The organism is Umezakia ovalisporum Ak1311 (assembly GCF_029891685.1).
GTDB lineage: Bacteria > Cyanobacteriota > Cyanobacteriia > Cyanobacteriales > Nostocaceae > Umezakia > Umezakia ovalisporum.
Genome location: NZ_JANQDJ010000063.1, coordinates 21,318 through 45,090 on the forward strand (window position 1 = coordinate 21,318; position 23,773 = coordinate 45,090).

The window sequence follows — 23,773 nt, forward strand, 5'->3', positions numbered from 1 at the left end:
TGTGGAGTGGTTGGCTAAAAAACTAAAAATTACAATTGTGATTTTTCCCTGTGTGAACAGTCAAAAAGTAAATTTGTGTAAAAGAGTTGTAAGTTGCAAGCATAAATTGTACTTAAAAACCGAAATCAATGCTAAATTAGATTTGATTGGCTGTAATTAAGGTAGCTAGAAGATAGCATAGTGGCTGTTGCAGTTGAAAAATTAATCACACCGGATATTTTGAAGCCAGGTCGTTACTTAGGTAACGAACATTTGGCGGTACATAAACCTTGGGATACGGCAACAATACGCTGGGCGTTAACATACCCAGAAATATATGAAGTCGGATCATCCAACTTAGGACACATCATTCTGTATAACATTCTGAATTTCCAGCCTCGGCAGTTGTGCGATCGCTCTTATCTACCGGGTCCTGACCTGGCAGAAAAACTGCGGACAACCAATACACCGCTGTTTGCAGTGGAGTCGAAGCGATGGCTCAAAGAATTTGATGTTTTAGGCTTTAGTCTCAGTTACGAACTGGGAGCAACTAATATCCTAGAAATGTTAGATTTGGCGGCAATTCCGCTCACATGGACAGAAAGAGCCAAGGGGAACTACCCGTTAATTTTTGCCGGAGGACAAACAGCAACATCAAACCCTGAACCATACGCTGATTTTTTTGACTTTTTCGCCCTCGGAGATGGAGAAGAATTACTACCAGAAATCGGTTTAGTCTTGGAAGAAGGTAAAAAAGCCAAATTGAACCGGGAACAATTGCTACTGGACTTGGCACAGATACCAGGTGTATACGTTCCTCAGTTTTACGACATGGCAGCGGATGGTTCGGTTCATCCCCAGGGCCCAAATGTCCCTAAACGGATACTGCGTCGGGTAGCGTCACCCATTCCAGCTTATTCCATTGGATTGGTTCCTTATATAGAAACGGTGCATGACCGCCTGACGCTGGAAATTCGCCGAGGATGCACACGTGGTTGTCGCTTTTGTCAACCAGGAATGCTGACTCGTCCGGCTAGGGATGTGGAACCAGACGAAGTAGTAACGGCCATAGAGCAAGGAATGCGGGATACAGGTTACAACGAGTTTTCCCTCCTGTCTTTGAGTTGTTCTGATTATTTATCCCTGCCGGCAGTAGGGATGGAAATCAAAAATCGCCTAAAAAATGAAAATATTTCCCTGAGTCTTCCCAGTCAACGGGTAGATAGGTTTGATCAAAATATTGCTAATATACTGGGTGGGACGCGGCAAGGAGGATTGACCTTTGCTCCGGAAGCGGGAACCCAAAGAATGCGGGATATTGTAAATAAGGGTTTAACTAATGAAGAATTGTTAAGAGGTGTAAAAACCGCTTGGGAACAAGGGTGGGACAAAATTAAGTTATATTTCATGATTGGCTTGCCCGGTGAAACAGATGCTGATGTGGAGGGCATCGCGGAAACCGTGGGCTGGCTACAACGAGAATGTCGGGGTAGAGGTAGAAAACCGCTGAACTTTAACTTGACGATTTCTAACTTTACACCTAAGCCCCATACCCCTTTTCAGTGGCATTCAGTTTCAAATACAGAGTTTAAACGTAAACAGAATCAGCTCAGGCAGGCATTCCGCCGCATGGGGGGGGTGAAGGTGAACTTCACTGATGTGCGTATTTCAGCAATGGAAGACTTTGTGGGCAGAGGCGATCGCTCTTTGGGAAAAGTCATTCGTCGTGCCTGGGAACTCGGTGCAGGAATGGATTCCTGGTATGAAAATTTAGATGCAGCTTTTGGTGCTTGGGAAACAGCAATCGCTGAATCTGGATTAAATTGGAAATATCGTCAGGTAGAAAAAGGCGAGTGGAATCTGTTTGATATCCAAAAGCCCGAGGTGGAGATAGAACAGGAAAAGGAGGAAGTGTCATCTTGCTGCACCTCTCTACTTCCTGCTCCTGACTCCCTCGATTTACCCCTACCTTGGGATCATATAGATACAGGCATCGATAAAAAATGGCTCCAGGAAGACTTAAAACGTGCTTTACAAGCAGCAATAGTTCCCGATTGCTCATTTGCGGGTTGCTCACACTGCGGAGTCTGTGGCACAGATTTCGGACATAACATTGTGATTTCGCCGCCACCAGTCCCAAACTTTGCTGGCAATTTTGTCCCGAAGACAACCAAAACTCAAAGACTGCGGGTTTGGTTTGGTAAGCAAGGGTCAATGGCTTTAGTCAGTCACCTTGATTTGATGCGTCTGTTTGATCGAGTGATCCGCAGAGCCGGGTTGCCAATTGCTTTTACAGGTGGATTTCATCCTAGTCCCCGCATTGCCATTGCTAGTGCTTTAGCTCTGGGAGCTACCAGCAGTGGGGAAATTGTTGATTTTGAGTTGACCGAACCAGTGGATGTAGAAACTTTCCGGCAAAAACTAGTTGAGGAACTGCCCACAGACATACCCATATATAAAGTTGCTACTATAGACCTAAAAGCAGCCGCAGCTAACCAAGTTATGGAAGCAGCGGAATATTTAATTACAGTAGCAGCACTGAAATCGGTAACAGATGCACAATGGCGACACTGGATAGATTGTATCAAAGCCAAAGACGAGCTTTGGTGGGAGAAAAAAACTAAGTCGGGCAATCAGTCCTTAGTAAATCTGCGATCGCGCTTGTTCGATGTGGAATTAGTTACAGCGAACACAAGTATTGCCGATTACACGGCTGTTCTCCGTTATCTAGGTAGTTGTCGTCATGATGGTGTGGTCTTGCGTCCAGAACAAATTCTGTCTATGCTGGAAATAGTTGCAGGGGAAAAATTTCAACTGCTGCAAATCCACCGCAATCAGCTGGTTTTAGGGGTATAATTCCTAATAGTAGCTCGCGGCGTAAAAATCTGCGGGCACAGATGCCCTTAGAGCCATAGGGTGACTTGCTAGTAGTTGCCCTCACACAGGACATAATGGGAATTAATTCCCTCGGTTGCGTTAGAATCAGAGTAAGATAATTTTCTGGCGCCGCACTTTGTAAGCTAGTTCACTCCCTCAGTAATCAGGGGGCGGAAGCGAAGATGTGAGATTGTGATTTCTAGGATTGTATCCAAGACTTGGCTTCCAGATAAGCGCCCAACCAAACGGTGAGGCAGATTAAAGAACCCACACTCTCAATAACTTACCTAGTGAACTAGTAACTTAAAAACAGTGCTGTCCGTCAGCAGCTCTTCCTCTTTGCTTTTTAAACAACTGCTGATAGCTTGCGTAGCGTAGCCATATGCCTAATCCCTAGGCGGTAGTGGTATGGTATCAAGAATCAACTACAGACGGTTGATTTGTTTGGTTCAACAATATGCAGCCATTTTGGAATAATTACACGTGTAAACGCAATTTTTTAGTCAGAGCTTCTTTAAATTTGAGCAAAGAAGTCACCATTTTTATGATCAGCAGCACCTTTTGAGGTTGGTAGGGGCAAAAGGCATAACAAACCTCTAATACTTCTTCGTTGGTGCTGCCAATTTTTGAGGAAATTGAATGCCAAAGCAAATTATCATAGCAGAACAGCATCAAATAGCTGCTGTTTTTTCTGAAGATCAAATACAAGAACTCGTTGTAGCTACTGGTCATCACCAAATCGGTGATATCTACTTAGGTGTAGTAGAAAATGTATTGCCTGGGATAGATGCGGCTTTTGTCAACATCGGCGACCCGGAGCGCAACGGCTTTATTCATGTAACAGACTTGGGGCCATTGAAGCTCAAGCGTACGGCTGCGGCAATTACGGAACTATTAGCACCACAGCAAAAAGTGTTGGTGCAAGTAATGAAAGAACCAACGGGGACTAAAGGGCCAAGGCTGACAGGTAACATCACTACACCTGGACGCTATGTAGTTCTGATGCCTTATGGTCGCGGCGTAAATTTATCCCGACGGATTAAAAGTGAAAGTGAGCGCAACCGCTTGCGGGCGCTAGCGATTTTGATCAAACCAGCAGGAATGGGTTTGCTGGTGCGTACGGAAGCAGAAGGTAAACCAGAAGAAGCAATTATTGAAGATTTAGAACTCTTGCAAAAACAATGGGAAGCCATTCAGCAAGAAGCACATTCCACTCGTGCGCCAGCCCTACTCAATCGAGACGATGATTTTATCCAGCGGGTACTGCGGGATATGTACGGTGCTGATGTGAATCGTATCGTCGTTGATTCCAGTACAGGTTTAAAACGAGTAAAACAGTATTTGCAAAACTGGAGTGGAGGTCAAACCCCACAGGGCGTATTATTCGATCATCACCGTGATCGCTCACCAATATTAGAGTACTTCCGCATCAGTGCAGCTATTAAAGAAGCTCTCAAACCGAGAGTAGATTTACCTTCGGGGGGCTATATTATTATTGAGCCCACAGAAGCTTTAACTGTAGTTGATGTTAATTCTGGTTCTTTCACTCGGTCGGCAACGGCTAGAGAAACGGTTTTGTGGACAAACTGCGAAGCTGCAACAGAAATTGCTCGTCAGTTACGTCTGCGAAATATTGCCGGTGTTATTGTGGTGGATTTCATTGATATGGAATCTCGACGTGACCAGTTACAAGTTCTAGAACACTTTAACAAAGCTCTCAAGGCTGACAAAGCTCGTCCTCAGATTGCCCAACTAACTGAGTTAGGTCTTGTAGAACTTACCCGTAAGCGGCAAGGTCAAAATATTTACGAGTTGTTTGGTCATACTTGCCCTACTTGCGGTGGTTTGGGGCACGTTGTGCGTATGCCTGGAGATAGGGTAACTCTACCAACGACAGCGGATTTACCAGAGCGTTTTGTATCTTTGCCTCAGAAAGAACCACGTATGCCAACGGGGCGGATGACGGAACCACGGGAAAATTATGATTCTTTTGGGGAGATTTTTGAGACTGATTCAGAAACTAGCTCTTTGGATTTAATTAATCATCCTAGTTATCAAGAACCAGGGGAAAACAATAGGCGTCGGATCCGCAATCGTCGTGATCGCACTGGTATCAATGGCACAAATGGCAAAGATCAATCTCCGGTTACTCCTCTGGCTCTAGGTTTTGATAACGAGACAGATTTAGATGGGGATAGTGATGGTGAGGTGGATGGTTATTCCCTCCAGGAACTAGCAAGACCCAGGCTGGAAGTCCCGTCTCCCACCCAAGCCAAATCAGGTTGGCATGAAAGAGCAGAGCGCAGTAAAGTCCCGAAAGTAGAGCCGACGAAGCCAGTGGTAGAACCACCGGAAATCAAAACGGTAGAAATGACCCTAGAGGAGCAAGATGTTTTTGCTTTGATGGGTGTTTCTCCTTTGGTGAAGTTAGATGAGGATGTTAAAAGTCCTAAGTCTGTAATTATCAACGTGATCAGTCCTGGGCAATGTGATATTCAACAAACTGAATCAATTATGGCTACTCCACGCCAGCTATCAGACTCTGTTATCAGCGCGGAGGTGAACAGTTCTACTGTGGAAATAGAACAGAAGCCTATTCTCAAAAATACTACTATATCTGCTTCTGAGACTTTTCATGGAAGTTCTCTTGTCTCTGAGGAAAATCCTGTGAACACATCTTCTTTTGGTAATCGTCGTCGCCGCCGTCGTTCTTCTGCTTTAGAATTAGATTCGTCCACAGCAGAGGATAATTAATTTGGTTAAGACTGAGCTAACGGCGGCAGATTTTTGTTCTCCAGTAAAATCTGAGGAACTTTTTTGGCTAGAGTTGTCCTCAAGTTTATCGGGTTTTCCAGGGTTAATTGCGGGCATAGATGAGGTTGGGCGTGGTGCTCTTTTTGGTCCTGTGGTTGCGGCGGCGGTGATTTTGCCTTGTTGTGCTTTGCCTAAACTCATTGCAGCTAATATTAGGGACAGTAAAAAGCTGTCTAGTTCTCGAAGAACTGTACTGGCAAGGGAAATTTGTCGCTTGGCTATAGACTGGAAGATTGGTTTTGCTTCAAGTTCTGAAGTTGATCAAATAAATGTTTTGCAGGGGAGTTTGTTAGCTATGAAGCGGGCTGTACTGAAATTAAAAGTACAGCCTCAGCTGTGCTTGGTTGATGGTAATCAGCTCATAAGGGATTTGCCTGTAGAGCAACAAACAATTGTCAAGGGGGATGAGCGATCGCTTAATATTGCAGCTGCTAGTATTGTGGCTAAGGTGTGGCGCGATGACCTGATGTCACGTTTGGCTTTAAGGTATCCCCTATATGATCTTGAGCATAATAAGGGCTATGGATCACCGAAGCATTTGGTGGCTTTGCAAGAACACGGGGTATCACCACTGCATCGCCAATCTTTTCGCCGTTGTCAGTTTAAGAGTTGAAGTCTCCAGTCATTAACTATCAAAATTCAGAAAAGGTAATTCCGCACTTTTATATAAGAGCGGATTTTCTGATATTTGTAATGTTACCCAGGAGCGATAATCGGCTAAAAGTTGATGTAGTAAGCGTTGTTTAATAGTTATTAATATACTCTTGAGTAAACCATTGCCTGTGGCTTCTAAAATTGGCTTGGGTGTAAAAGAAAGTGGTGGTGGTATGTCTACCTGTACTTCTAAGTCCGCTCTGCCTTGCAAAATAGTAATAGTATTAGAGTTGTCATGCAAAGACAAATTTCCTTGTAAATTTAAGGCAAAGCGCTGGTTAATGTACTCAAAACCGAGGATTTCACAACCGAGTGATTGCAATTTAATTGTGCTATTTGATTCTGCCCAAACTCTCAAGTCTACCGTGGGTTGAATGTTCAGCGACATAAAAACTAGAGGTCGCATTTTCAAACGAAATACTTCTTCTGAAAGTTGATGTATCCGGCTGCTATCTGTTAAAGCATGAACCAGACGTTGGGGCTGGCGCAAATAGTGTTGAATAGGAATGGGTTGTGGTGGAATGTTTATTTTTACGGTTTGGGAAGCAGTAAACTCGGTAGCCATGATTTAAAGATGGTTGATATTTGCTAGTTGAGACTTAACATTTTTTTTAACCATAACTACTTTTTATTGCCGTTTTTGTTCGGTGCTACTCAATGAACTGATTAGTTCGCATATTTTGTTAGAATCACCCTAAACTGCACCATTAGTTGGAGTTAACACCGTAATTACGTGTTTGTTGGATTAAAGTGTTCATTATCCCATATATTTTATACTAGCTCATCTCTGGATGAAAATTTTTTCATCTTCTAAAGAAGTAGCCCCTATTGTAGCGGCGCGATGGCGGGAGTCCTTGTTTAGGAGTTTTATCAATTTTTGCCATGTTCTGCTATTGATCTAAAATCTCAGCACTGGGTCGTCGATTAAAAATACGGTAAATTTGCTGGTGAATATGGCTATAAAGTATATCACCGTCCTGCTCAAATAAGTTCTTAGTAATTGGTGATTGGTAACGGATCCCCATTCTCTATTCAGCACTTTGTAACAAAGGACGAAACGCTCTTGTCTATGTCTATATCTATTGCCCATTTAGGGCCTCCTGGGACTTACGCAGAACAAGCAACCGTCTTTTATGCCAACTGGCTTGCTCAAAATACAGAAAACCAAGTTCTGTTATGTCCCTATCCCAGCATTGCTCAATCACTCCAAGCTGTTGCTAAAGGACAAACTCGGTTAGCTGTTGTGCCAGTGGAAAATTCAATTGAAGGAAGTGTGACCATGACAATGGATGCTTTGTGGCAGTTGGATAGTTTGCAAATTCAGGTGGCTTTGGTAATGCCTATTGCCCATGCTTTAATCTCCTGTGCCGACAGTTTACATAGCATTCAAACCGTTTATTCTCACCCCCAAGCTTTGGCCCAATGTCAAGGATGGTTGGGGCAATTTCTCCCCGCTGTACGGTTAATACCCAGCAACTCTACCACAGAAGTACTACAGGGACTAGATCAGGATTTAACAGCGGCTGCCATTGCATCCTGTCGAGCGGCTCAACTTTATAACCTGCCCATATTAGCCAGTAAAATTAACGACTATCCAGAAAACTGCACTCGTTTTTGGGTGGTCAGTCAAAGTCAAGACGATTTAATCAATACTTCCGCAAGTGCCACCCACAGTTCCATAGCCTTCAGCGTACCTGCAAATTTACCCGGCGCATTGCTCAAACCGCTACAAATATTTGCTCAACAAGGAATTAATCTCAGCCGAATAGAATCGCGACCAACCAAGCGATCGCTGGGAGAATACTTGTTTTTTGTTGACCTAGAAGCTGATGTTCAGGAACCACAAATGCGAAATGCTTTAGCACAACTAACTCAGCATATAGAAATATTAAAAATTTTTGGGAGCTACAATATTCTATCCATGAGCGTTGAACCGTAACTCGTAATTAAAAATTACGAATTACGTTAGCAAAGATCCTCTGAAAGAAGCATTAGGAATTAGGAATTCTTAAAAGTGTCTTTGAGCACAGCACGAGCTGCTAAATGATTGCGAGTAGAAGTCAAAATTTCCGCTTCTCTTTCGAGGCGAAGCACAGTATCTTGTGTTTCTAGCAACGCCTGCTGCTCCGAGGCAACGCCATAGAGGTTACTTGCCACCCAATAAGAAAGTTCTGTGGGCAAGTCGGGTAACTCTTCTGGTAATTCCATATTTTGTTCAGTTAACTTTGCTGAGAGACGCACTACATCTCGCAGTAGTTGTTCTACCTCATTAGCCAAAGGGCGCAAATCTTTAGTTGGTGGCTGGTCTTCTAGCCACTCAACCAAGCCGACACGGTAAGGCTTTTCACGCACATACTCTAGGACACGAAACCTTTGCTGTCCTAAGGTCAGCATTTTCATGCGGTCATCTGGCATCCGTTGGTAATGAATGATTTCTGCACAGCAACCGACGTTGGCAATTTTACCTTCAACTGGATCGACCATTAACACCCCGAACCTGCGATCGCCCTCCAAAATCGTGTTCATCATGATGCGGTAGCGAAATTCAAAGATGTGCAAAGGTAATGGTCTAGTTGGAAACAGAACTACTTCAGGTAGCGGGAACAGAGGTAGTTCGCGAACTGCAATTTGAGAAGAGGATGTCATTGTTACCTTGGTATAAATTTATTTTTAAATTTATTTTAAAATTTTTATTTTAAAATTTACTGTTCTCTGTTTTTCCCGCACTTTGTTTACATTCTATCATTTCTTTCCCAACCAATAAAAAGCCCTGAGATAAATTTATCCAGGGCTGGGTAAATATTCACAGGGATGAATTTAACGCATGTGCCATCCATGAAAACATCAGTGTTGCTAGTTTTATGGCAAGTAATGCGAATGGGTGACTCATCAACAGAGAAGGGATTAATCCTGTTTTTACACTAGTTTGATGGACTCAAGACTAATGACTAATAACCAATGACTAAATTATAGTTTTACTTCAATATCCACACCAGAGGGCAAATCTAGTTTCATCAGAGCATCAATAGTTTTAGAAGAAGGCTGATAAATGTCAATAATCCGACGATGGGTACGGGTTTCAAAGTGTTCTCGGGCATCTTTATCTACGTGAGGCGATCGCAGCACACAGTAGATTTTGCGTTTTGTCGGCAAAGGAATTGGCCCTATGGCTGTGGCGTTAGTTCTGTTGGCGGTGTCTACAATCTTCTCGCAAGATGTGTCTAATAAGCGACGGTCAAAAGCCTGTAAACGAATTCTAATTTTCTGCTGCTGTAGAGTTGCCATGTTTAATTTTCCAGGTTCTGATTAATTAATTAGGGGAGTAGCGAGTGGGGAGTGGGGAGTAGTTCAAACTTAGTTTTAGTTGACTTCCTATTTTTTTAGTTCCCACTTTCTTTTATAGAAGGAAAAGAAAGGAGCAAAGAGGAATTCTACCATCTTTGCTCCTTGGTTATGGGACAAAAAGGTATTACTTCAGAATTTTGGAGACAACACCAGCACCAATGGTGCGGCCACCTTCACGAATCGCGAAGCGCATTCCTTGCTCAATGGCGATGGCGTTGATCAGTTCTACTGTCATTTTGATGCGATCGCCTGGCATAACCATTTCTGCTGCGCTACCATCATCGGAAGTAAAGGAAGTGATTGTACCGGTTACATCAGTTGTGCGTACGTAAAACTGAGGACGGTATCCAGAGAAGAATGGTGTTTTGCGACCGCCTTCTTTTTCTGTCAGGACGTACACTTCACCTTCAAATTGAGTGTGGGGAGTAATGGAACCTGGTTTGGCTATAACCATCCCGCGTTCAATGTCAGCCTTTTGGATACCCCGTAGAAGTACACCAGCGTTATCTCCAGCCATACCTTCTTCGAGACTCTTTTTAAACATCTCAATCCCGGTAACGGTGGTGTTGCGAGTCTCCCTAATTCCTACTAGTTCAACAACATCACCTACTTTGACCTTACCACGTTCAATCCGTCCAGTGGCCACAGTACCACGACCTGTGATGGAGAACACGTCTTCTACAGCCATCAGGAAGGGCTTATCAATATCGCGCTCTGGGTCGGGAATATAGGAATCTACAGCGTCCATCAGCATGTAGATTTTATCTACCCAAGGATTTTCTCCGCGTTTGGTTTTGGAATTGCTGGTCATTGTTTCTAGAGCTTGTAAGCCAGAACCTCTGACAATGGGAATATCGTCGCCCTCAAAACCGTATTCGGTCAACAATTCCCGGAGTTCTAATTCTACGAGTTCCAAAAGTTCTTCGTCCTCCATCATATCTTCTTTATTCAGGAAGACTACCAGTCTAGGAACACCTACCTGACGTGCCAACAGGATATGCTCACGGGTTTGGGGCATAGGTCCATCTGTGGCTGCCACTACCAGAATAGCTCCGTCCATTTGTGCCGCACCAGTGATCATGTTTTTCACATAGTCAGCGTGACCGGGACAGTCTACGTGAGCATAGTGCCGTTTGTCGGTTTCGTACTCAACGTGAGCCGTATTGATGGTGATGCCCCGTGCTTTTTCTTCAGGTGCGTTATCAATTTGATCGTAGCCTTTAGCTGTAGCTTGACCTAGCGCTGCTAGAGTCATGGTGATGGCTGCTGTTAACGTGGTTTTACCGTGGTCAACGTGGCCGATTGTCCCGATATTAACGTGTGGTTTCGTCCTTTCAAACTTTGCGCGTGCCATGAATGCTCGTTTCCTTTTTTAATTAAGCGTTCCCTTTGCTTTTAGCTATGATTGCTTCAGCCACGTTCCGAGGTATTTCTTCGTAGTGGCTAAACTCCATTGAGAAGATACCTCGACCTTGGGTCTTAGAGCGGATATCAGTGGCGTAGCCAAACATTTCTGCCAATGGAACTTTAGCAGTTACTTTGGCCAAACCATCCTCAGATCCCATACCCTCAATTTGCCCACGACGGGAATTGAGGTCGCCCATTACATCCCCAAGGAAGTTTTCGGGTACTTCAACCTCAACTTTCATCATAGGTTCTAAGAGTACGGGTGAAGCTTTCAGCACTGCCTCTTTCATTGCCATTGACCCAGCAATTTTGAAAGCCATTTCTGAAGAGTCTACATCGTGGTATGACCCATCCACCAGGGTTGCTTTGACATCAATTAGTGGATATCCTGCTAAAACACCGGATTCGCAGCTTTCTTTCATTCCTTGTTCTGCGGGGCCGACGTATTCTTTTGGTACAACACCACCCACAATTTTAGAAACAAATTCAAAGCCGCTACCGGGTTCCCCTGGTTCCAAATCGATCACAACGTGACCATATTGACCTTTACCACCACTTTGACGAATGAATTTACCTTCAACCTTGGTGACTGCTTTGCGAATCGTTTCGCGGTAAGCTACTTGGGGCGCACCGACATTCGCTTCTACCTTGAATTCCCGTAACATGCGGTCTACGAGAATTTCCAGGTGTAGTTCTCCCATTCCCGCGATTACGGTTTGGTTGGTTTCCGGATCTACACTGACGCGGAAGGTAGGATCTTCTTCTGAAAGAGATTGCAGAGCTTTGGAGAGCTTGTCCATGTCATTCTTGGTTTTGGGTTCAACCGCCACCGAGATTACAGGCTCAGGAACGAATAAAGATTCCAGAATTACTGGTGATGCTTCATCCGTAATGGTATCACCTGTCAAGGTTTCCTTTAGTCCTAATGCTGCTCCCAAATCACCAGCCCGCAATTCTTCCACATCTAGTCGTTCATCTGCTTTCAAAACCACCAGACGAGAAATGCGCTCTTTTTTATTCTTGGTAGCGTTAAGAACATAACTACCTTTTTTCAGAACCCCAGAATAAACACGAACAAAGGTGAGACGACCGTAGGGATCAGCCATAATCTTGAACGCCAGAGCTGATAGGGGTTCTTGGTCATCAGCTTTGCGCTCAACACTTTCACCCGTTGGTAATGTACCTTGAATTGCTGGTACTTCAATTGGTGCTGGTAGATAATCTACTACCGCATCCAGCATCAACTGCACGCCTTTGTTCTTAAATGCCGAACCGCAGAGTACCGGCACTATCGTTCCTGCAATAGTACCTTTACGTAGGGCATTACCAATTTCATCTTCTGTTAGTGGTTCTCCCTCGAAGTACTTATTCATCAGATGGTCATCGGTTTCTGCTACAGCTTCTACAAGTTTGGTATGGTAACTCTTTGCCTGTTCTTGTAGTTCTGCGGGGATTTCTGTTTCTTGGATATCTGTTCCCTGATCGTTGGTGTAAATGTAGGCACGCATGCGTACCAGATCAACGATTCCTTGAAATTCATTTTCACTACCAATTGGCAGTTGAATGGCAATGGCATTAGCCCGCAGGCGATCGCGCATTTGTTCATGAACTTTATAGAAGTTCGCCCCTGTGCGATCCATCTTGTTCACGAAGGCTATGCGGGGTACTTTGTAACGGTCTGCTTGTCGCCATACTGTTTCTGACTGCGGTTGCACGCCGCCTACAGAACAAAATACTGCGATTACACCATCCAACACGCGCATGGAACGTTCTACTTCAATTGTGAAGTCAACGTGTCCTGGAGTATCGATAATGTTAATTTGATGATCTTTCCAACTGGTGCTGATTGCAGCCGCAGTGATGGTAATTCCCCGTTCACGTTCCTGAGCCATCCAGTCAGTGACGGCGGTTCCTTCATGAACTTCGCCAATTTTATGAATTATGCCGGAGTAAAACAATATTCTCTCGGTTGTCGTTGTCTTGCCCGCATCTATATGCGCCGCAATACCGATATTGCGTACTCTCTCTAGCGGGATGGTACGTGCCACAGTAGCCTCCTATTATAGTTTTTGCTTCATGATATCTTGTATATTACTCTTTGTTAAGATTCTATACTTCTACGGAAAACCGTATTTATTTTTGTGAGTACGGGATATACCGGTTGATATCCAGGATATACCGCCGCTTTTCTTAGTAACGATAGTGTGCAAAAGCTTTGTTAGCTTCTGCCATGCGGTGTGTTTCTTCCCGCTTACGAATTGCATTCCCGGTTTCATTGGCGGCATCCATTAACTCATTGGCTAATTTACTTGCCATTGTCCGACCAGGCCTAGACCGGGCAAATTTTACCAGCCAGCGCAAGGCTAGGGTTGTACCGCGATCTGAGCGCACCTCCATTGGTACTTGATAAGTTGCTCCGCCAACTCGCCGAGCTTTTACCTCTACCAAGGGTGTGGCGTTTCGCACTGCTCTTTCAAAGGTTTCCAAAGGGGCACCACCAGTGCGTTCTTCAATAGTTTTCATTGCATCATAAACCAGCCTGGCAGCCAGTGATTTCTTTCCATGACGCATCACCCGCCGGATTATCATGCTTACCAGGCGACTGTTATATACGGAATCAGGCGGAACTGGACGCCTTTGAATAACACCACGACGAGACATACTTCACCTTTAATTCGGATTTGGCAACGAAATTATATGCTATCAGACACTGGATATACGGGCGGGTAAGGCCGCCTTTCAAACTTTGTTTTTTCTCTACAGTTGCCGATGGACTGGTCTATTAGTTTCCTTACTACAACTTGAGAAGGCGACAACATCATAAACGTAAACATTTAGATGCAACCGCTGCAATTACCTAGGACAGGCTGAATGCCGCTGAAAGTTACCTACTCTTACCTGCTTCATACAGGATTTAGCGATGTTTTTGAAATCGGCAAGGGCAGACAGTTTGTTCTTGGGTGCTGCTGACCGAAGACGCTGAATCGTCGTCCTATGGGATTAATTGCCTAGTTTCTATTTTTTCGCTTCTTTCGGACGCTTGGTTCCGTATTTGGAACGCCCTTGCTTGCGGTCTTTAACTCCAGCTGTGTCTAAGGTGCCACGGATAATGTGGTATCTGACACCTGGTAAATCCTTGACACGACCCCCACGAATCATTACCACTGAATGTTCTTGCAAGTTGTGACCTATACCCGGAATGTAAGCTGTCACTTCAAATCCAGAGGTTAATCTTACCCTTGCTACTTTGCGTAGAGCTGAGTTAGGCTTTTTAGGCGTGGTTGTGTATACCCTAGTGCAAACACCCCGACGTTGTGGGCATTGTCTTAGAGCAGGAGATTTTGTTTTTTGACGCGCTTTTTCGCGTTCATTACGTATCAGTTGCTGTATTGTTGGCATGGGTTACAGCGCGTAAAGCTGCTTAGTAGTCTAACTTTTAACAAATCCTGATTATATCTTTTTTAGGGCTTTTATGTCAAACTTATAATTTTTTTAGTTAAACAAAAGTGGGGGTAGCAACTGAGAAAGAATTACCACATCCACAGGTAGTGATAGCTTGAGGGTTGTGGAAACGAAAACCTCCACCCATTAAATCTTCTGAATAATCCAATGCCAGCCCATTTACATAAGTAAAGCTTTCATTGTCTATGATAAATCTGATGCTGCTCAAGTCAAAGACGTGATCCTCAACTTTTACAGTTTCATCAAAAGACATATCGTAAAACAAACCAGAACAACCGCCTGACCTAACCGTTAGTCTTAGCAAACTATTGGGTTGATGTTTCGACCTTAGGCGCTCAATTTCAGTGATGGCTGCTTGACTCAGGTGAATCATAGAATTTAGTTGTGGCAATATAAAAACCCCATCTTAAATGTTACAGAAGGGCGAACTACAAAAACCACGCTGAACCAAAAACCTTTTTTTATTTATTTTGACTAGATAGCAGTTTCTGCTGGATTAAGTACTTTCTATCCTATTTGTTTATTGATAATTTACCTAAAAAAAAAGAGAATGGTAGCGCCACACCACAACAGCCGGTGGTGAGATGGATTGTGGGCTGAAAGCGAGATAACCCTTAAACAAATGAAATCTCCCGTGGACAAGGACAGGGGTAGTTGAACATTTAGGAATAGCTACGGCAAGATTGCACCATGGTGAGACCATTGTTGTTGCCGTGGGACTTAGCCATTTCTATACAGACAGTGAAAGTAATACGGTTAATAATCCTAAACACTGGCATAAAGCCAAAAAGTGCCTCCAACTATTAAAAGTTAAGTTGTCTGGGTTCAACAAGCTATTTTTTTCATCTCCCGCTACACAACGCAAGGGGTTAGCAGGGGAGAATGTTATTCAGACGCTTTACAGAAGTAGTTCAGTATATTGGCTGTGTCATTACTACAGCCTGAGCACCCCTCTGGCAGATTTAAACTTCATTACGGGCATAGTCATCTTGGTAGCGAATAATATCGTCTTCACCTAAGTATTCGCCATTTTGTACTTCAATTAGGACTAGGGGAATCACACCAGGATTCTCTAGACGATGAGACGTACATTGTGGAACATAGGTTGACTCATTATTACTCAATAGTATTTCTTGGTCGCCACAAACTACCCTAGCCGTACCAGAAACAACAATCCAGTGTTCACTGCGGTGATGGTGCATTTGCAGACTGAGGCGGTGTCCAGGCTTAACTTCGATTCGTTTAATCTTATATCCGCGCCCTTCTTCCAAAACTGTAAAAGAACCCCAAGGACGAAGTTCAGTTGCAGTAATGCTTTTATTAGCGGTCGCAACGGGTAGAGGCAGGGTGTTAGTTTGTGTGGTTTCTTGAAATTGAGCCATGTTTACCTCATTGATCGACATAACAAACTTTCATTACTCTTAAGCATTAATGGAAAATCTTGCCGTATTTTTGCGACGGTAAAACTCATTAATTTATTTGCTCCCCGGTAATCATAACAAAATTTAACTTGAAGGTGTAAAGGATTACTGGCAAAATTGCTTTTTCCATACTAAGTCTTCATTCAACAAATAGCAACTTATTCTTAACTTTAAAAAAGGGTTGACCATTACTGATTAATTAAAAAAAGGAAAAACACCCTCTCTCTTCCCAGCCGTGTAATTACTGTTGTTGCAAGAACACTCCAATGCCGTTGTGAACACGAGCACCAGTATTCGGGGAACGGTCGATTAGTTGCCCCCCCAAATAAAGGCTAGTTGAACTACCACCGTCTAAATTGAGGGCATTGATACAACCAATATTTTTCATTAATTTGGCGTGTTCTGCCAAAGTGGGGCCTAGACCACCCACACGATTGTGTATACTGGCAATGATTAAAGAGCCGACTGCTGTTGTGCAAATGCCACTGCGAATAGCTCTTTGTTTAATAAAAGCCGGACTGAATTTTTCGCTTTCAGCATCAAGAACAATTTGATTGTTTTGTACCAACAGCGGCCCGGCTCCTATGATGTGGGGATAACGGTTGAACTCAGCCGAATGAGTGGTACTAACAATGCTTACTGCTGTACCAATAGGCAATTGTGATGCAGCAGTGGTAGCACTGGCACGTAAAGTTAAGAGATACCCATCCCGGGGAATAGGAATGGGTGTTCCACCAGCTTTGCCACCTGCTAACTGATTGATAATTCGGTCTTGTTGGACTATGACAACAACTTCGTTATCTGTTAAAGGGGTGTAGCTAATTCCCCAAGTGGGAGTGTAACGAGCAATGCCATTCTGAACGTAGCCACTGTTGAGAAATGGAATGGGTAACCTCTGATTATTGGCAGCAATTAAAGTTTCTTGCAACCTGAGACGACCGAGGTAAAATTCGCCAGAATCATTCCAAGCGATTGCTCCTCGGTTGAGAATCGGCCCTGATAACCACTGACCATCCCGACGAATTGCCCCCAAGGGCAACTTATTATTGCGGTTAAAATAACCAGCGTTGATGGCTGCTACAGCCGAATATTGCTGTGCCATTTGAATTAGCGGTGTAATACCCGTTTGGCTGTTGGGGTCTGTACCAATGGGTTTTAGGGTTAGCCCCACTTGGCGGGGATTAATATCTAACCAAACCACAGGAAAGCGGTCTGTACCTAAATTGATTAATTGCTGTCGCCAACGTAATCCTGGTGCCCAGGTGATATCTCGTTGTACCAGAGCATCAACACGAAGATCAATCACCAAGCGATGAGGATTGGATAAAGTAATGATTTGAGGAGACATACCAAAAGGTACACTCAGACTGATAATTGTGCGATTATTGATTACTTCCAATTTTCTAATCACTGGTGTAGCCCTCTTGCCAGCGAAGCTATCAGCAGTTGGCTGTGGGTAGCGTTGGATTAAATCTGGATGGGGGATACCTTCTACAGCCACTATCCACTCTCTGTTGGCTAGGGTGTTTGGTGTATCAGGTTCAACCCTGTTTATGGGTAAGCCTGGGGAAACTTGCCAAGGGGCTGGACGATCTAAATCTAAAACAATGCGAGCCGACTGCAAAGAAAGATTACTTAGGCCAGAAAGTCGCTGACTTTGACGAATATTTTTTACTTGGGCTTTTGGAATAGTGATGGCCAAGATATTATTATTTGTTTGTAACTGCCATCCTGCTCTTTGGGCAAAATTTGTAATATCGACGTAACGATACCCTTGTAGCAGCTTAGTAGCTAAAGCTACTGGCTGATTAACTGAGGAAAACCATTCAACTGGTTGACTGGCTGGATTGTTAGTACTTAAAAAATCCACACCAATGAACTGCCTCAAAGCCCCGTCACTCAGATGTGTTTTTACCTGACCGTCTGTTCCCAGTTCCTGTAACCAAGCACCTGACAAGGTGCGACCATTGAGGATAATTTGGTTACCATAGGCTAACGCTTTGGCCCTTGAGGTGAGTGGCTGGACAATCAAATTTAGCGTTTTGGTGTTAATGGGGGATTCTTCGGCACTAGTAGTCTTGGCAGCAGACAAGCACAATAGAGCAAATGCTAGGATGATTGGCGCTACGGAGCAAAATGACCTTTGATGAGCCTTTTTGGCAACAGATATGTCATATTTTTTGCTGCGGGGATTTAATATTTTTACCATAACTTACTACGTACTTTTGACCAATATAGTCCTAGTCACATGGGTGAGGACAGTGTTGATTCCAATAGGGCAATGAAGAAACTGGCTTTATACTCAGAACAGAGGATGTTGCACTTTGCCATATCACTACAGCAACTAGCTTATTGTCGAAAAATATTAAAAAATAGTGATTTAATTTTTGCAAAAATGTGATATTGTATAAGCTGGGTATCTATCCCTTGTAAACTTCAAAAAGTAATTGTACCACTAAAAGCACTTTTACTAAGTGTTTTAACCATCACTAGTTATAGTCAGTCTATATTCAGTAGTTTGAGTGCTGAAAGCTGGCTGAGAATGTTTAATCGTCACTGATAGTTGCTATTTAGGTCGTGAGCTATGTCTGCTAGGGATACAGATGACATCATCAGCATAAAATAAATATACACAAAAGACATTTCTAGGAATTGTCAAATGTATATACTTTGTAATACGGTGATTTTGTCTATAAATCAGGATTATTTGGACCTTGGAAACTAAGTTGTGTTACGGGTAAGCCAAAGACGTTTGACTTGAAAGCTAATCTTAATCTGTGAACAGCGAATTGAGCAAAAAAGTAGCTATGGCTAAGGCCACGTTGAGCTATGAGGATATCAATAAAAGGCTGTGGGGGCAAAAGTAATTTGTCGAACACAGAGTTATTAGATAAAGTATAAAAAAATAAGATGATTTTAACACGGTTAAAAAATAAAGTCAACCCGAAGTTAAAATTTTTCCCTAAATTTTGGTTTATGTATCTTTCAGGGAAGCAACTTTAGCCGTGACCGTAGTCAAAGGGCTAACAAATTCTTCTCACAAATACTGGCAATATTTGTGACTAACCATCTCAGGAACAGGCTATGAAAAATCAAGCGATGCATCAATCACAAACAATGAAAACTTTGGATATTAACTCTCAGGAAAACTACCAAGGACAAAGGTGGTTAGTAGAAGAACGAGATGCCTGTGGTGTAGGTTTTATTGCTCATCGTCAGAATCATGCCAGCCACGAAATTGTGACCAAGGCTTTAACTGCTTTGACCTGTTTAGAACACAGGGGAGGTTGTAGCGCTGACCAAGATTCTGGTGATGGTGCGGGAATATTGACAGCTATACCTTGGGAGTTGTTCCAAACAGACTATTACCCTGGAAAATTAGCGGTGGGAATGCTCTTTTTACCGCAAGATCCCCAAGTAGTCGCAAAAATTAAGGCAAGAATCGAGGAAATAGCCGCACAAGAAAAATTAACTGTGGTGGGTTGGCGAGTAGTACCAGTGCAACCTAATGTACTCGGCATAAAAGCGAAAGAAAATCAACCTCAAATAGAACAAGTTTTTCTAGCATCAGCTGATAAAACTGGTGAAGAACTAGAAAGGCAACTGTATATTACGCGCAGAAGAATTTTCAAAGCTACCAAAAATATTTCGGAAGAGTTTTATGTTTGCTCCTTGTCGAGTCGCACAATTGTTTATAAAGGCATGGTGCGTTCTTCCATATTGGGAGAATTTTATCTTGATCTAAAAAATCCGGCATACAAAAGCGCTTTTGCTGTCTATCACCGTCGCTTTAGTACTAATACAATGCCCAAGTGGCCTCTGGCTCAACCAATGCGGTTGTTGGGTCACAATGGTGAAATTAACACCCTATTGGGTAACATTAACTGGATGATGGCAAGAGAAGCGAACCTCAATCATCCAGTGTGGGGCCATCGCTGCGATGAATTTAAACCCTTAGTTCATATTGACAACAGTGACTCAGCTACTCTAGATAACGTCCTAGAATTAATGGTACGTTCTGGACGTAGCCCCTTGGAAGCCTTAATGATGATGGTACCAGAGGCATACCAAAATCAGCCTTCTTTAGCTAAATATCCAGAAATTGTTGATTTCTACGAATATTACAGTGGTTTGCAAGAAGCATGGGACGGCCCAGCGCTGCTAGTATTTAGTGATGGTGAAAAGGTTGGCGCAACATTAGACCGTAATGGTTTAAGACCAGCACGTTACGTTATTACCGAAGATGATTATATTGTTGTTGCTTCCGAAGCGGGGGTAGTTGATTTCCCGGAAGCCAAGATTATTGAAAAAGGTAGACTAGGCCCAGGACAAATGATTGCCGTGGATTTAGTTAACCATGAAGTGCTGAAAAATTGGCAAATTAAGCAGCGAGTTGCCAAACAATATCCTTATGGCGAATGGCTCAAGGAATATCGCCAAGAGCTGAAAAATCTTGTTAGTAGTCAGTCAGCATTAGTCAACGGTAACGGTAAGGGTCATACTTCCACAAGCGGAATTGACAAAGAAACCTTACTACGTAATCAATTAGCCTTTGGCTACACTACAGAAGATGTGGAAATGGTGATTCAACCAATGGCGGTTGAGGGTAAAGAACCGACTTTTTGCATGGGAGATGATATTCCTTTAGCGGTGCTGTCAGAAAAACCCCACCTGCTGTATGACTATTTTAAACAGCGTTTCGCTCAAGTCACAAATCCAGCTATTGACCCCCTACGGGAAAAGTTGGTCATGTCCTTGAATGTTGAACTGGGGGAACGGGGTAACTTATTGGAAGTAAAGCCAGAACACGCCCGCAAATTGAAATTGGAATCGCCAGTGTTGATGGAAACAGAACTTGAGGCGATTCGGTTATCAGGATTTGCTACGGCGGAATTATCAACCTTGTTTCCCATTGCTAAGGGGCCAGAAGGTTTGAAAGATGCCGTAAATTCTTTACAAGCAAAAGCTGCTGAATCTGTCAAAGCAGGCGCGAAAATTTTGATTTTGAGCGATTCTCCGTTGGATAAGCTGCGCCAAACCGACCTAGAAGCAGAAAATGGGATCAGTGCGGAATATACCTATATTCCTGCTTTACTAGCGGCAGGTGCTGTACATCATCACCTGATTCGCCAAGGATTACGAACAAAAACTTCACTGATTGTCAACACAGCCCAGTGCTGGAGTACACATCACTTTGCTTGTCTCATTGGTTATGGTGTGGACGCAGTTTGTCCTTACACAGCTTTGGACACCATCCGCGATTGGTGGTTGGAACCCAAAACGCAAAAGTTTATGGAACGGGGTAAAATTCCTACCCTGACCATGGAGCAAGCTTTAGGCAATTATCGCCAAGCAGTAAACTCAGGTTTACTCAAAATTCTCTCTAAAATGGGAATTTCTTTGCTTTCCAGCTATCAAGCAGCACAGATTTTTGAAGCCATTGGTATCGGTGGGGATTTATTAGCATTGGGATTCTGTGGCACAACTTCCCGCATCGATGGTTTGAGTGTGACAGAATTGGCACAAGAGGTACTGTCATTCCATAGCAAAGCTTTTCCAGAACTGACCGCCAAGAAATTACAAAATTTCGGTTTTGTTCAGTGTCTGCCCAAGGGCGAATACCACATGAACAACCCGGAACTGGCTAAGGTGCTACATAAGGCGGTAAACGGGAAGCAATACGACCACTATGAAGTTTACAAGCAGCATTTACAAGGGCGACCAATTACAGCCTTGCGTGACTTGCTGGACTTCCAAAGCGATGACTCACCAATTCCTCTAGAAGAAGTAGAATCAGTCAGCGAAATTGTCAAACGTTTCTGCACAGGCGGGATGTCTTTAGGTGCATTGTCACGAGAAGCCCATGAAACTTTGGCGATCGCTATGAACCGTATTGGCGGAAAATCTAACTCTGGGGAAGGTGGGGAAGATCCAGTGCGCTATGAAGTGCTGAATAATGTAGACGCAGCTGGTAAATCAACCACACTACCCCATTTACATGGATTACGAAATGGTGATACTGCTTCTAGTGCCATCAAGCAAGTTGCATCAGGACGGTTTGGGGTAACACCAGAATATTTAACCAGCGCCAAACAAATTGAAATCAAAATTGCCCAAGGTGCAAAACCTGGGGAAGGTGGACAACTACCAGGGGCAAAAGTTAGTCCTTACATTGCCATGTTAAGGCGCTCAAAGCCGGGGGTAACATTAATTTCACCGCCACCGCACCATGATATTTATTCCATTGAAGATTTAGCACAGCTGATTTTTGACCTACACCAAATTAACCCCAAAGCTCAAGTGTCAGTGAAGCTAGTGGCGGAAATTGGTATTGGTACTATTGCGGCTGGTGTAGCCAAAGCTAACGCAGATATTATTCAGATATCCGGTCATGATGGTGGTACTGGAGCATCACCACTGAGTTCTATTAAACACGCTGGTTCACCGTGGGAACTGGGTTTAAGCGAAGTGCATCGTGTATTGATGGAAAATGGGCTGCGCGATCGCGTAATTTTGCGTGTAGACGGCGGACTAAAAAGCGGTTGGGATGTGGTGATGGCGGCATTGATGGGTAGTGAAGAATTCGGTTTTGGTTCCATTGCCATGATTGCTGAAGGCTGTATTATGGCGAGGATTTGCCACACCAATAACTGCCCCGTGGGTGTTGCTTCCCAAAGGGAAGAACTTCGCAAGCGATTTACAGGAATGCCCGAACATGTGGTCAACTTCTTCTACTTTATCGCTGAAGAAGTGCGTCACATACTAGCAAGACTGGGCTATCGTTCTTTGTTAGAAATTGTTGGACGTGCGGATTTGTTGAAGCTCCGCGAGAAAGTAAAAGTCAGCAAAACCCAAGCCATCAACCTCCACTGCCTACTTCATTTACCAGATACCAAAAATGATCGTAGCTGGTTGCTACATGAAGAAGTCCACAGCAACGGTGCTGTGTTGGATGATGAATTGCTTGCTGACCCTGAAATTCAAGGAGCTATTAGCAATCAATCCACTGTCACCAAAACCTTACCTATAGTCAACACCGACAGAACAGTAGGCGCAAGGTTAGCTGGTGTCATCGCGTCGAAATATGGTGATAGTGGTTTTGAAGGACAAGTTAATCTTCATTTCCACGGTAGTGCGGGTCAAAGCTTTGGTGCTTTTAACCTCCCAGGCATAACTTTGAAACTGGAAGGCGAAGCAAACGACTATGTAGGTAAGGGGATGCACGGTGGTGAAATCATCATCAAACCCCCAACTGATGCCACCTATGATCCCGGACAAAATGTGATAGTTGGCAATACTTGTCTTTATGGTTCTACGGGTGGAGTATTATTTGTCAACGGTTTAGCCGGAGAACGCTTCGCTGTCCGCAACTCTAAAGGTGTAGCAGTTATTGAAGGCGCTGGCGATCACTGCTGCGAGTATATGACTGGAGGCGTAATTGTCGTTCTCGGCAAAGTAGGACGTAACGTCGGCGCGGGTATGACTGGTGGATTGGCATACTTTTTAGATGAAGACAATTCATTACCTGAATTAGTTAATCCAGAAATTGTCAAAATCCAACGAGTCATAACGGCGGCTGGTGCCAAACAATTGCAAGAATTAATTAGAACTCATAGCGATCGCACTGGTTCACCAAAAGCGAAAATGATTCTGGAAAACTGGCAAGAATATTTGCCCAAGTTCTGGCAATTGGTTCCACCTTCTGAAGCTAATAGTGCAGAAGCAAATCCCGAAACTGTTTCTCTAAAACAGTTGAGTTCGGTTTAAAAGCATAAGGTACTCAAGACCCCTGACTTTTGATCAAAAGTCGGGGG

16 protein-coding genes are annotated in these 23,773 nt (G+C 43.6%); 5 read left to right on the top strand and 11 right to left on the bottom strand.

Annotation, left to right across the window (positions count from 1 at the left end):
• The first annotated feature begins 180 nt into the window (after positions 1–180).
• The 3 genes from NWP25_RS11570 to NWP25_RS11580 all read left to right on the top strand — a co-directional run bounded on the left by NWP25_RS11570 (position 181) and on the right by NWP25_RS11580 (position 6,283).
• Positions 181–2,835: a TIGR03960 family B12-binding radical SAM protein gene (locus NWP25_RS11570; RefSeq protein ID WP_280699455.1), complete on the top strand. Its 2,655-nt coding sequence runs from the start codon at positions 181–183 to the stop codon at positions 2,833–2,835.
• A gap of 660 nt (positions 2,836–3,495) precedes the next feature.
• The gene (locus tag NWP25_RS11575; protein WP_280699456.1) at positions 3,496–5,610 is read left to right on the top strand and encodes an Rne/Rng family ribonuclease; all 2,115 of its coding nucleotides are present in this window, start codon (positions 3,496–3,498) and stop codon (positions 5,608–5,610) included.
• Between the two features lies 1 nt (position 5,611).
• Positions 5,612–6,283, top strand: coding sequence for a ribonuclease HII (locus NWP25_RS11580; protein WP_280651688.1), 672 nt, complete (start codon positions 5,612–5,614; stop codon positions 6,281–6,283).
• 12 nt (positions 6,284–6,295) lie between these two features.
• Here NWP25_RS11580 and NWP25_RS11585 read toward each other — a convergent pair whose 3' ends face one another.
• The gene (locus tag NWP25_RS11585; RefSeq protein WP_280651687.1) at positions 6,296–6,889 is read right to left on the bottom strand and encodes a DUF1997 domain-containing protein; all 594 of its coding nucleotides are present in this window, start codon (positions 6,887–6,889) and stop codon (positions 6,296–6,298) included.
• A 325-nt stretch (positions 6,890–7,214) separates the two neighbouring features.
• Positions 7,215–7,349 (bottom strand): hypothetical protein, encoded by a 135-nt coding sequence (locus tag NWP25_RS11590; RefSeq protein ID WP_280699458.1) that lies wholly within the window; start codon positions 7,347–7,349, stop codon positions 7,215–7,217.
• A gap of 44 nt (positions 7,350–7,393) precedes the next feature.
• On the opposite strand from NWP25_RS11590, the gene pheA reads away from it, so the two are divergent.
• Entirely contained in the window at positions 7,394–8,263 is an 870-nt protein-coding gene (pheA, locus tag NWP25_RS11595) for a prephenate dehydratase (RefSeq protein ID WP_280651740.1), read from the top strand.
• Between the two features lie 59 nt (positions 8,264–8,322).
• Here pheA and NWP25_RS11600 read toward each other — a convergent pair whose 3' ends face one another.
• From NWP25_RS11600 to NWP25_RS11640, 9 genes are all read right to left on the bottom strand, one after another.
• Positions 8,323–8,970, bottom strand: coding sequence for an LON peptidase substrate-binding domain-containing protein (locus NWP25_RS11600; protein ID WP_280651686.1), 648 nt, complete (start codon positions 8,968–8,970; stop codon positions 8,323–8,325).
• 321 nt (positions 8,971–9,291) lie between these two features.
• On the bottom strand, positions 9,292–9,609 hold the full coding sequence (rpsJ, locus tag NWP25_RS11605; RefSeq protein ID WP_006196404.1) for a 30S ribosomal protein S10: 318 nt from the start codon (positions 9,607–9,609) through the stop codon (positions 9,292–9,294).
• A 184-nt stretch (positions 9,610–9,793) separates the two neighbouring features.
• Positions 9,794–11,023, bottom strand: a complete 1,230-nt coding sequence (tuf, locus tag NWP25_RS11610) for an elongation factor Tu (RefSeq protein WP_280651685.1) — start codon at positions 11,021–11,023, stop codon at positions 9,794–9,796.
• A gap of 22 nt (positions 11,024–11,045) precedes the next feature.
• Positions 11,046–13,124 (bottom strand): elongation factor G, encoded by a 2,079-nt coding sequence (gene fusA / locus NWP25_RS11615; RefSeq protein WP_280651684.1) that lies wholly within the window; start codon positions 13,122–13,124, stop codon positions 11,046–11,048.
• A 142-nt stretch (positions 13,125–13,266) separates the two neighbouring features.
• Complete coding sequence (gene rpsG, locus NWP25_RS11620) at positions 13,267–13,737, bottom strand: 30S ribosomal protein S7 (RefSeq protein ID WP_280651683.1); 471 nt, start codon at positions 13,735–13,737, stop codon at positions 13,267–13,269.
• Positions 13,738–14,091: 354 nt separating this feature from the next.
• Positions 14,092–14,475 (bottom strand): 30S ribosomal protein S12, encoded by a 384-nt coding sequence (rpsL, locus tag NWP25_RS11625; RefSeq protein ID WP_280651682.1) that lies wholly within the window; start codon positions 14,473–14,475, stop codon positions 14,092–14,094.
• Between the two features lie 97 nt (positions 14,476–14,572).
• Positions 14,573–14,911, bottom strand: coding sequence for a HesB/IscA family protein (locus NWP25_RS11630; protein WP_280651681.1), 339 nt, complete (start codon positions 14,909–14,911; stop codon positions 14,573–14,575).
• Positions 14,912–15,500: 589 nt separating this feature from the next.
• A complete protein-coding gene (locus NWP25_RS11635; protein ID WP_280651680.1) occupies positions 15,501–15,920 on the bottom strand; it encodes a cupin domain-containing protein in 420 nt (139 codons plus the stop codon).
• Positions 15,921–16,200: 280 nt separating this feature from the next.
• On the bottom strand, positions 16,201–18,168 hold the full coding sequence (locus NWP25_RS11640; protein WP_280699460.1) for a phosphodiester glycosidase family protein: 1,968 nt from the start codon (positions 18,166–18,168) through the stop codon (positions 16,201–16,203).
• A gap of 875 nt (positions 18,169–19,043) precedes the next feature.
• On the opposite strand from NWP25_RS11640, the gene gltB reads away from it, so the two are divergent.
• Positions 19,044–23,726, top strand: coding sequence for a glutamate synthase large subunit (gltB, locus tag NWP25_RS11645; RefSeq protein WP_280651678.1), 4,683 nt, complete (start codon positions 19,044–19,046; stop codon positions 23,724–23,726).
• The last annotated feature ends 47 nt before the right edge of the window (positions 23,727–23,773 follow it).